This is a genomic window from Bacillus sp. JJ1122, assembly GCF_036964885.1.
Lineage (GTDB): Bacteria > Bacillota > Bacilli > Bacillales > Cytobacillaceae > Mesobacillus.
Window position 1 is genome coordinate 98,404 of record NZ_JBALQL010000006.1, and the last position, 10,425, is coordinate 108,828.

General features: G+C 38.4%; 13 protein-coding genes. 3 read left to right on the top strand and 10 right to left on the bottom strand.

Annotation, left to right across the window (positions count from 1 at the left end; genetic code table 11):
* Nucleotides 1-143: 143 nt before the first annotated feature.
* The gene (locus tag V7201_RS04130) at nt 144-464 is read right to left on the bottom strand and encodes a DUF4870 domain-containing protein (protein ID WP_335375521.1); all 321 of its coding nucleotides are present in this window, start codon (nt 462-464) and stop codon (nt 144-146) included.
* A gap of 188 nt (nt 465-652) precedes the next feature.
* On the opposite strand from V7201_RS04130, the gene V7201_RS04135 reads away from it, so the two are divergent.
* Nucleotides 653-1,777 carry an amidohydrolase gene (locus V7201_RS04135; RefSeq protein WP_335375522.1) on the top strand — a complete coding sequence of 375 codons (1,125 nt, stop codon included), beginning with the start codon at nt 653-655 and terminating at the stop codon, nt 1,775-1,777.
* A gap of 290 nt (nt 1,778-2,067) precedes the next feature.
* The gene (locus V7201_RS04140) at nt 2,068-2,628 is read left to right on the top strand and encodes a GNAT family N-acetyltransferase (RefSeq protein ID WP_335375523.1); all 561 of its coding nucleotides are present in this window, start codon (nt 2,068-2,070) and stop codon (nt 2,626-2,628) included.
* A gap of 38 nt (nt 2,629-2,666) precedes the next feature.
* Here the strand turns inward: V7201_RS04140 and V7201_RS04145 are convergent, their stop codons facing one another.
* The 3 genes from V7201_RS04145 to V7201_RS04155 all read right to left on the bottom strand — a co-directional run bounded on the left by V7201_RS04145 (nt 2,667) and on the right by V7201_RS04155 (nt 4,118).
* Entirely contained in the window at nt 2,667-2,831 is a 165-nt protein-coding gene (locus tag V7201_RS04145; RefSeq protein ID WP_335375524.1) for a hypothetical protein, read from the bottom strand.
* A gap of 231 nt (nt 2,832-3,062) precedes the next feature.
* A complete protein-coding gene (locus V7201_RS04150) occupies nt 3,063-3,206 on the bottom strand; it encodes a YflJ family protein (protein WP_335375525.1) in 144 nt (47 codons plus the stop codon).
* A 135-nt stretch (nt 3,207-3,341) separates the two neighbouring features.
* Nucleotides 3,342-4,118: an SDR family oxidoreductase gene (locus tag V7201_RS04155; protein WP_335375526.1), complete on the bottom strand. Its 777-nt coding sequence runs from the start codon at nt 4,116-4,118 to the stop codon at nt 3,342-3,344.
* A gap of 173 nt (nt 4,119-4,291) precedes the next feature.
* Here V7201_RS04155 and V7201_RS04160 point away from each other — a divergent pair, with 173 nt between their 5' ends.
* The gene (locus V7201_RS04160; protein ID WP_335375527.1) at nt 4,292-4,759 is read left to right on the top strand and encodes an Hsp20/alpha crystallin family protein; all 468 of its coding nucleotides are present in this window, start codon (nt 4,292-4,294) and stop codon (nt 4,757-4,759) included.
* A gap of 151 nt (nt 4,760-4,910) precedes the next feature.
* On the opposite strand, the gene V7201_RS04165 is transcribed toward V7201_RS04160, so the two are convergent.
* The 6 genes from V7201_RS04165 to V7201_RS04190 form a co-directional block, all read right to left on the bottom strand.
* A complete protein-coding gene (locus V7201_RS04165; RefSeq protein WP_335375528.1) occupies nt 4,911-5,627 on the bottom strand; it encodes a CAP domain-containing protein in 717 nt (238 codons plus the stop codon).
* 426 nt (nt 5,628-6,053) lie between these two features.
* The gene (locus tag V7201_RS04170; RefSeq protein WP_335375529.1) at nt 6,054-6,518 is read right to left on the bottom strand and encodes a FixH family protein; all 465 of its coding nucleotides are present in this window, start codon (nt 6,516-6,518) and stop codon (nt 6,054-6,056) included.
* A gap of 165 nt (nt 6,519-6,683) precedes the next feature.
* A complete protein-coding gene (locus V7201_RS04175) occupies nt 6,684-8,087 on the bottom strand; it encodes a sensor histidine kinase (protein ID WP_335375530.1) in 1,404 nt (467 codons plus the stop codon).
* The gene (locus V7201_RS04180) at nt 8,084-8,764 is read right to left on the bottom strand and encodes a response regulator transcription factor (protein ID WP_335375531.1); all 681 of its coding nucleotides are present in this window, start codon (nt 8,762-8,764) and stop codon (nt 8,084-8,086) included. The genes V7201_RS04175 and V7201_RS04180 overlap by 4 nt, the downstream gene beginning before the upstream one ends.
* Nucleotides 8,765-8,767: 3 nt before the next feature.
* The gene (locus V7201_RS04185; protein WP_335375532.1) at nt 8,768-9,733 is read right to left on the bottom strand and encodes a YncE family protein; all 966 of its coding nucleotides are present in this window, start codon (nt 9,731-9,733) and stop codon (nt 8,768-8,770) included.
* Nucleotides 9,734-9,879: 146 nt separating this feature from the next.
* The gene (locus V7201_RS04190) at nt 9,880-10,164 is read right to left on the bottom strand and encodes a hypothetical protein (RefSeq protein WP_335375533.1); all 285 of its coding nucleotides are present in this window, start codon (nt 10,162-10,164) and stop codon (nt 9,880-9,882) included.
* Nucleotides 10,165-10,425: the final 261 nt, after the last annotated feature.

Below are 10,425 nucleotides of genomic sequence, written 5' to 3' on the forward strand. Positions count from 1 at the left end.
CCCGCGGAAAGCGAAGCGGCTGGAACGGAAATCAACAGCCCTATTCCAGCACCAACCAAAAAAAGACTGTAAACAAACACGATTTCCAGCGAGTTTGTCTACAGTCTGAATCCAGCAAATTTATGCCGGACTTTCTTTCTTCTTTATAAAAGCCTGAAAATAAAGGGGATTTTGTACTCCTGACCTTCATAGGCCTTAATCGCTCCAACAATGGTGAATACTACCCCTAGCACACCTACTATCCACAGCATGAAAACTCCGATCAGCAGGATAACGAGAATCCCGCTCACGATTCCATAAACAGTATAAGAAATAAAAAAGTTCATATATTCTCTTCCATGGTAATCGATATAGCTGGAATCGTCTTTCTTAAGAAGCCAAATTACCAGTGGCCCTAAGAATGCAGTAAAAAAACTAATCACATAAATCCCGGCAGCCAGCAGCCGTTCATCATTTTTCGGCATGTTCACTTCCCCTTCCAAATTCCTTCTATATAACTTTACGGAAAATAACGTTAAAAGTTTCATTAATTTTGCGTTTTTATCTTCAATGAAAAGGAATAGGCTGCAGCCTATAAAATTTTTCTGCAATGGTGTCAAATATCCACAAAACTGATAAAATGATAAAAAAACTTCATAGGATAGGATATAAAATGAACCGAATTTTACTTAAGAACGCACATGTGATACCAATAACTACTGATCCAAAGTCTAAATGTGATGTACTCATTCAAGAAGGGAAAATTTCGAAAATAGGTTATGACCTTGCTATGGAAGCGGGAGACAAGGTCATTGACTGTACTCATGGTTATTTGCTTCCTGGTTTTATAGATGTCCATACCCATTTAGGGCTTTATGATGAGGGAACTGGCTGGGCAGGTAATGACGCAAACGAAACAATTGAACCGATGAGCCCTCATGTAAGGGCAATTGACGGTGTCTATCCTCTTGATCCTGCATTTGGAGATGCGATTAAGTATGGAATCACCACCGCTCATGTCATGCCCGGAAGTGCAAATGTCATTGGTGGAACTACTTCAGTCATAAAAACTGCAGGTAAAAACATCAAAAATATGATTATTCAAGAGACTGCAGGATTAAAGATTGCGCTTGGAGAAAATCCAAAGAGAATCCATAGTATGGGAAACAAGGATTCAATTACCCGGATGGGAATTATGGGTATGCTCAGGGAAGCTTTCTATGAGGCAATGAAGTCAGATAACCCTGACTCTCTTAGGGTAAAGCCATTATTAAAGGCTTTAAAAAGGGAAGTACCGGTCAGGATCCATGCACATCGTGCTGATGACATCATGTCCGCCATCCGATTGGCACAAGAATTCAATCTGGATATACGGATTGAACACTGTACAGAAGGTCATCTCATTGCCGAAGAACTGGAAGGATTAAATTTAAAAGTATCTGTCGGTCCAACGCTTACCCGCCGATCTAAAGTGGAGCTCAAGAACAAGAGCTGGAAAACCTATCAGAAATTGACGAACCATGGAGTCGAAGTATCTATAACGACAGACCATCCATACACTCCAATCCAATACTTGAATGTTTGTGCCTCAATTGCTGTACGCGAAGGATTATCGGAACAAAAAGCGCTTGAAGGAATTACGATATTGCCGGCCAGGAATCTTCGGATTGAGGATCGTGTTGGAAGCATACAGGCTGGAAAAGACGCGGATTTAGTTTTATGGAGCAATCACCCATTCCATTTCAATGCCAAACCAATTTGGACAATGATAGATGGCCAATTTGTTTATCGAGAATAGTCGAAAAGTCTCAAAATCCGTGTAGATTTTTGGCAAAAAAACGCAAAAAAAAATGGTGAAAAACCTATTTTCTTTTTCAAATATTTTTAGTATGATACTCTTTGGAAACACGTTAAAAATAATTTCATAAATGATAGTGATTAGGGAAGGCAAATGGTGCGCCACCAGTATCCTGGTTCTAGTGGGTTCGATTCCCACCCCGAAATTTTTTAGCAATACAAAAAATTTCGAGGGTGGCCGTGTTGTTACATTCGCACGGGATAGGACTGCCCTGCTTTGGAGGGATACAAATGCTCAAAAAACGTGATGTTCATGACAGCCATGAACTATTTGAGCTAATGGTGCATCCGGAGGTCTTCCCTTTTGTGCGCCAAAAAGCTTATTCTTATGACGAGTTTGTCTTTATTACAAAACAGACAATTGAAGCTGAAGAAAGAGGCGAGCTAATTTCTCGAACAATATTGGACGAATGGGGAGCCCCTATCGGAACAATTAATCTTTTTGATGTTCAGGACGGTGCCGGCTTTCTGGGTACATGGCTAGGCAAGCCATACCATGGAAAGGGTTATAACAGCTTGGCGAAGGATGCATTTTTTCAGGAACTTTTTTATGAGATTGGGTTGGAAACCATTTTCATGCGCATAAGAAAAGTAAACATCCGGTCTATTAAAGCTGCCGAAAAACTTCCGTATGTAGTAAAAGCTAATGAAACTCGACAGGCAATCTACGAACAGCTTAATGCTAATGGAGATCTTTATGACTTATATGAAATTCCTAAAGACCAATATACCTTATATTTAAAAAGAACGGCGCCACACGAAGAAGAGAATGTACAATTGCTTGAAGCGTAATAATCATACTAAAAACCGCTCTGATTTCAGGGCGGTTTTTAGTTCATTGGATCCTGAGCATTCAATTCTTCCCGGTCTGATAATGAGGCTTCCGATAAAAACGCTTCAAGTTCGTCATCTGTTAAGGTTTCATACCTTCCGTCTTCGAAGAAAATCTGTGTCTGGTTTGGATTAATCCTGTTTAAATTAAATCCTGTGCCCATTTTTATCACTCCTCGCTTAAAACGCAGCTAGATTTCCGGGTGGTATTTCACAAAATCATAACAATTATTAGATAATTTTTGGATTTTTATTTAATACTATTTTGCCCATCATTTAAGTCATTATTCTTTTATATTTTTTCTTTTATTGCTATCCAGTTGATTCAATCATCATTAACACCACTTTAACAATATATACACGCAAGAAATTTGTTTACATAATAATATTACTATCTACTTTCGTGTTAGTTCGAAAAATAAGCTTCTAACTACAAACGTCTTATATAATTCAAGCTTCCTTTTTTCAATTGGATGCATAGTGATTCCCATTTTCTTTAATTCCTTAATATACCACCCTTTTGACCCTTCATATGCCATTATTAAGCCCCCCTAAAAAGGTTTTACTACCCATATATATGCAGCTTAGGAATGAAGATTGACGATCCCAATTTAGTAATAGACCTTAGACAATGGGACAAATGAAAAAAACGCCTAAAAAGGCGTTTTTAATAGTCATATTCCCCTATAAATTTTTCCGAGTACATCTTTGCCGCCTGTTACTGGAATAACGCTGCCTGTTATAAAGCTGGATTTCTCATCTGCAAGGAAACTAATTACCCTTGAAACATCTTCTCCAGTACCCGGCCTGCCAACTGGAACTGAATCATCCTTTTCTTTTAAGGATTCATTAATTTCCCTTTCTTTCCATTCTCCAATAATATCACCTGGGCACACCATATTGGCCGTAATGCCATGCTCTGCCTCTTCTAACGCAATTGTTTTCGTTAAAGATGCAAGGCCTGACTTTGCCGCAGCAAAGGCTGATCTGTAGATCCATCCAGGGGCAGATTCAACACGATCAAACCCAACGGTAATAATTCTTCCCCATTTCTGCTCACGCATATAAGGAATAAGCAGGTTTGATAGATAGAAAACCGCATTTAGATTCCCATTGATTAAGTAGTCCCATTCCTTGATTTCATATTCAGCCATCTTTTTTCTTTCAGGAATATACGGTCCTGCATTATGAACGATAATATCAATAGACTTGAATACCTTAAGGCCTTCAGAAACAAGATTTCCACATTCTTCATACAAGGTGATATCACCTTTAATACATATATTTTTTGTCCGGTATCGACTAGTTAATTCTACGGCAAGATCTTCTGCTTCATTCTTGCTGCTCCGATAATTAATGATTAAGTTAATCCCTTCGGCAGCAAGCTGCATTGCTGTACGTCTACCTATACCGGTTGCACCTCCGGTAATTAGAGCAGTTTTATTTTCCACAACCTGTACCCCACAATTTATTAGATTCACTTATCCCTATACTAAAAAGAAGCTAACAGATTTGCAACTTTTAGCTAAATAACAGACAGGTTAATTCATAATTATTAACAGCTGGGCATGTTTTTGCATACGATATCAATATCGAAGTTGGTCTGCTGGAAAGGCGGGATAATATGTTTCCGTGGAATTTATTGCCATTTGATCAGAAATCACAGAAAAAATTTATGGAAATGAAGCCAGATGAAATAGAAAAATATGTACAGCAAATGATGGGAAAGGTTTTTCAGCCTAACATGAGCGGAGCGCTCAAGCCTGAAGAATGGATAAAGGAGATGGAAAGAAATACAAAGGATCCTATGAAATCCCCAAATCATCTACAGGCAGAAATATTCGAAACACATGATTTCATTTTCATCAGGCTGCCACTTAAAGAAGAAGCCTGGAAGACACAAATGAAATTGTATTATACATCAAACCAAGTCATCATAGAACATATACCAGAGGTATCTGATAAACACACCTTGATTTTGCCAGCTACCGTGAAAAGAAAAGGGGCATCTGCAACACACCGGGATGGGGTCCTGGAGCTAAGATTGCCGAAAAATGTGGATATGCAGTTTTCCGAAATAGATATTCTGTGAATATGCAGGTCCATTATGTGCAAGCTATTAGACGAAGGTTTTCGCTTAAATAGTAATTTCCCATTTGGGTTTGTTCATGAAAGACATAAAAAAAGCCCAATAGATAGAAAAACAGCCCTAATTAAGGGCTGTTCTCTATTCGATCAATTTATTATTTACTGATGAACATTTGAGTCCAATAGTTGCCTGATGCAACATGTCCCACACCGATATGAGTATAACCAGAGTTTAGGATGTTTGCACGGTGGCCTTCACTATTCATCCAAGCTTTTACTACTGCTTCTGGAGTTGGCTGACCCATAGCGATGTTTTCACCAGCTGAACGATAAGTGATTCCAAACTTCTTCATCATGTCAAAAGGTGAACCGTAAGTTGGGCTTGTATGGCTGAAGTAACCTTTGCTTTGCATGTCTCTAGACTTTTCTCTTGCCACTTTGCTCAATGCTGTGTCAAGAGCAAGGGGTTTCAACCCGTTTTTAGCTCTCTCTTGATTTGTTAATTCAACCACTTTTTGTTCATATGCACTTACAGCTGAATTTGTTGGTGCTGCAGCTGGCTGTTGTGCAGGTGCTTTAGCTGGCTGTTGTGCAGGTGCTGTTGATGGTGCCTTTGCTGGCTGCTGAACAGTTTTTGGTGCAGGAGCCTTAGCTGGCTGTTGAACATTTGTTTGAGCAGGCTGCTTCCAATTGAATTGGTAGTTTTTCAAATATTTTTGAAGAATACTATTAATTTGTTCATTACTTAAATTACCACTTTGATAATAGTAAACTTTTGATTGAACTGTCGCCGCATCTGCTTTATTCATTACAGGATTTGCTGCTAGTAAGGCTGCAGCTGCCGCAATTGATAGGATCATTTTTTTCTTCATTCTCGAATTCCTCCCGAAAATTTAGTTTGTCTCTCTCTTGCATCCTAATCATATCATGGCTTTTTTGTAATAAACCTGGATGTTATTGGAAAAACTATTATTCTTCCAATAATATTCATAGTAAAAATTTGCAAAATGAAAGAAACCTAGATTTCTCAAGGCGTTGAGGGCAAATTTAATGTCTCCATCTAATTTTGATGGAATTTCCAATTTATTATTGCCTGAACCAGCAATACCATAAATGGGTAAAAAGTCGTGATTGACAGCCTTTAAAATGCACCATTAATATTACAAATTTTTCTCTATCATGACAAAATCTAAGTAATATTACACAAAAAAAGCGGCCTGGGCCGCCTTTAGTTCTGATATTTTTACAAAATAGTTTTCATAGCTTATTTAGCTGCAAATGGTTTGAAAAAAACTTGATTAATGTCCGTTATGTTCTTTTTCTTGCTTAGAATCCATTTCCATATCTGCTGAATTACTATTTTCTTCTGGTTCACTAGGTTTTCCTACTATAAATTCTATTTTAGGCATATTGTGCATGCTTCTCGCGGTTACATGAGAAATGATATAGTAGGTACCCTCTTTTGTGAAGGATTTTTTTAGTCTGTAGATGCCATTTTGACTATGAACTGCCATTATCTTTTCATGATCCTCATCATTGGAACGCCAAATTTCAAACTTGACTTCGTCTGCGTCCTTCACTTCTTCCGATCCATATGTGACTTTTGCCTCGAATGTTATTTCTTCATTCACCTGGGCTTTTACCGGATTTGCTGTCAGTTGCACATCAAGAAATTTTGGCTCTTCTTCCACTTCTTGCTGTGAACAGGCAACTGATATTATACTTGCAACTACAATGATCAATGTCATCCAAATTTTTTTCATTATTTTGTACTCCTTATCTGAAATAACTAAAGTTTTATCAAATATTGAATATGATGGCTGTGCTAAACTCGACTGTAGATTTTTCCTTCTGGCCCTCGCTCCAACCAACTGAGTTTGGAAATACCGTAACACAGCCAATGTGTTAGAAGTTGAATTGCACTTTATTTATATAACTAATATAGGGAAGTAAATCTTTACAGTTGTTCCTTCACCCAGTTTGCTGGCAATTTCCATTTTCCCCTCATGTAATTGGACGATTTTATCAGCAATGGCTAGTCCCAGGCCGGTTCCCCCGTCTGTCCTTGATCTTCCTTTGTTTACTCTGTAGAAACGGTTCGTGAGGTTTTTAATAGCCTCTTCCGGAATGCCGATTCCAGTATCTTTTATTTCCACCAGACAGCCATATAAATGCTTTGAAAGGCTAATGGAGATGTTGCCTTCACAATCTGTATACCGAATTGAATTGTCGATGAGGTTTTGGAAAATCTGCTCCATTCTTCCCTCATCGCCATGGATTACAATATCCGGATCCAGTTCAAGAGATAAGGCTATCTTTTTTTCTTCCAGTGCAGGACCATATTTAATAACAAAATCCTCTATTAACTGAGCGAGAGAGAAAGGGCTTTTTACCAGTTTGTATTCATCCGCATCTAGTCTGGATAAATCAAGGAGATCAGCGACAATTTTCACCATTCTGCCTGCTTCCCTGTTGATCAGCTTCATATACTTCTGTTGCTCAACTGAGTTCGTAATCATTCCCGTTTCAAGAGCCTCACTATATCCTTTAATATAACTGATCGGTGTCCTCAGTTCATGAGAAACATCAGCAAGAAATTCTCGCTTTTTTTCATCTTCTTTTTGTATGGATTCAGACATATGATTAAATGCTCTAGCCAGCTGGCCAATTTCATCTTTCGATTGGATGACTACCCTTGCTGAATAATCTCCTATAGATACTTTTTCGGCTGCCTCCTTCATAGCAGCAAGAGGCCTCGTAAGCTTGTGGAGCATCTTGAATCCAAGAAAGGCAGCTATTACGATGAATGTCACTCCTCCTATTAGCCAGAGAAACGAAAAGTCTACCGTCAATTCTGATATTTTAGCCAGCGGGACATATAAGTAGATAATTCCTTCAAGCCTGTTATTATCCAGAAGAGGGATTGCCACAGAAAGAATTTTTCTGCCAAACCTCTCTTCGAAGCCTGATTTAAACACGGGTTGCCCGTTTAATAGCTGTTCACGCTCTTCCTTGCCAATCAAAGTTTCGTAATCAATAGCATAGGGCAAACAGGCGCTGAGCTCTTTTGGATTGCTTACAAGGAAGACTTCAGATTCAGATTTTTCGTTGTACCACTCAATCCTCTCTTTGAGTTCATTCGTCAATGGCCCCCCAGTATAATCACCAGCGAGCCTGTTTCCTTCCTCAATAAGGGATTTTTCAACAATATCTACATATAGCTTTTCATAAAAGAGATATGATAATAAAAATGAATACAACACTGTCACTAAGATAGTAGCAGTAACCGTCAGCCATAGTTTTTTAAACAGGCTATCCGAAAAAGAAGTCATGATTCCGGCACCTCAAATTTATAGCCCACACCCCAGATTGTTTGAATATAGTCGCCTGTTCCCAGCTTCATTCGAAGAGTCTTTATATGGGTATCAACCGTCCTTAAGCTCCCTTGGTAATCCATACCCCAAACGTATTCCAACAGCTGTTCTCTGCTTAAAGCATGTCCCTGGTGCTGGGCAAGAAATACCAGTAATTCAAATTCTTTCAGTGTAAGAGCAACTGCATCACCTTCCACGCTAACGCTTCTGCCCTTTTTATCAATCGTAATTATTCCAAAGCTCACTCTTTCTTCATCATTTTTGGCATGTGCAGTCCTTCGCAGTACTGCATTCATTCTTGCAACAAGTTCACCTGGGCTGAAGGGCTTTACAATATAGTCATCGCCGCCAAGCTGCAGCGCCCTCACTTTATCCCATTCTTCCCCTTTTGCAGATAAAAAAATGATTGGAACTTGCGAGAACGCTCTAATCTTGCTGCCCACCACATAACCATCTTCAAAAGGCATCATGATATCTAAAATCACCAAATCAAAATTCTTTTCCTTCATGCTTTTTAGGGCATCTGTGCCATTTGAAGCGTGAACACAGAGAAAACCTGAATTTTCAAGATACATTTGAACAAGATTGCGCATATCTTCTTCGTCATCAATTATTAGAACATTAATGGGATTCACTTTTTATCTCTCCCTTGTAACTATTTGAAACGGTCCTTTTCCAACCCTTACCGTTTTTTCGACATTTAAACTTTCAGGATTAACAATATATAAATCATTGCTGTCATAGCCAGCAATGATTAGCTTATTATCAAACATCTCAATTTCGAATGGATTTGCCCCTACTTTTATCGAGTTCTTTATCTCCCCATTGTCTCCTAATTTATATAACATGTTAGATCCATGGCTTAGTACGTATATGCTATCCTTATCCTTAATAAAATTAACTGGCATAGCAGGGGCAGCAATCTCTTTTTTCAATTTACCGCTTTTCAGGTCATATACATGGATTCGTTCTTCCACTGTCGTACCTTCTCCATGGCCTCCGATCCATAGTTCGCTTTTTTGCTGGTTCAATAATCCGCCTGCTGCTGCAGCATGAATCTCAAAACCTGGCAGTTGTACTTTATTCTTCATGTCAATAATACTTAACATTTTATGATTGAAACTTATTACATATAGTTTTTGCTCATTCTCAAGTATTGTCAAAGGGTCTTTTTCCGTTTTATTCTCTTTTATTTCTTTCCCTTCAAGGCTGTAAAATCGGATACTATCTCTTTCCTGATCAGCCAAAGCGATTTCCGAACCATTTTGAACTAATATTCCGTTTACGATTCCTTTACCAGTTTCCCAGGACCCGACTTTCTCCCCTTTGCTTAATGAATACAAATCTACAGAATCCAGTGTATTTCCGTAAAGAAGCAATGTATCTTTGTTAGGAAAGATCATTCCGCCTATATACGGCTTGTCCACTTTCCAATCTGGAAGGCGCATATCCTTTTCCAAATCATAAAAAGAAATTGTCATGTCTTTAATGTTGATTGTAGAAATAAAAGACGATTTACCCGGAATCGGCTCAAAAGTATCAAAGGAGCATCCGGTTAAAAATATAGTGAAAGCAGCTGTGACCAGCATAAAAATTTTCTTCATATTTTACTTCCTTTCTTTCACTAGTATCTCATAAAATTATATCTGTAATATGTGATAAATCTATGAAATCGTATCCCAGTGACCTCTATTTTTCTGCGCAATAAAAATGCTTGCCATTTACAACGGCAAGCTTCAAATATGTATCATTATTTGACCAAACTAGGTTTTTTAACTGCGATTTTTTTTAATTCTTCAGTGAGTACCTCCAGCTCCCATGGACTGTCTGACTCAATAATCAATTGGTCAAACATTAACATAATCTTAAAAAAAGAATCATGGAAACCACCTTTAAACTGAATAGTATCAACTGTTACCAGGCAATTAAGATCATTTTCTTCAATCCAGCACCCTTTAACCAGAATATCAAAGATTCTGTCGAAAGATACTTCTTTTTGCACAAGTTCTAACTCCACGCGGCTAAAAGCTGACATCAGAATTCCTCCTTGCTGCTAATTGTCGAAATCTTCTTTCCTTTATTTAACCATTTGCTTATCAGGCTTGCAACACATTTATATATTAAATGATTGTCTTTTATGAGGATGTTTCTTTTAGAAGGACTCTGTTAAACATGGCTGTTGATTTTTGTTCCCCGGCGCTTCGCTTTTCGCGGGGCTGGCGCTGAGCCCGCAGGACATTTAATAGCTACCTCGAATCTGCCCACGCACGATGGAAATGCGTTAGCATTTTCGGAG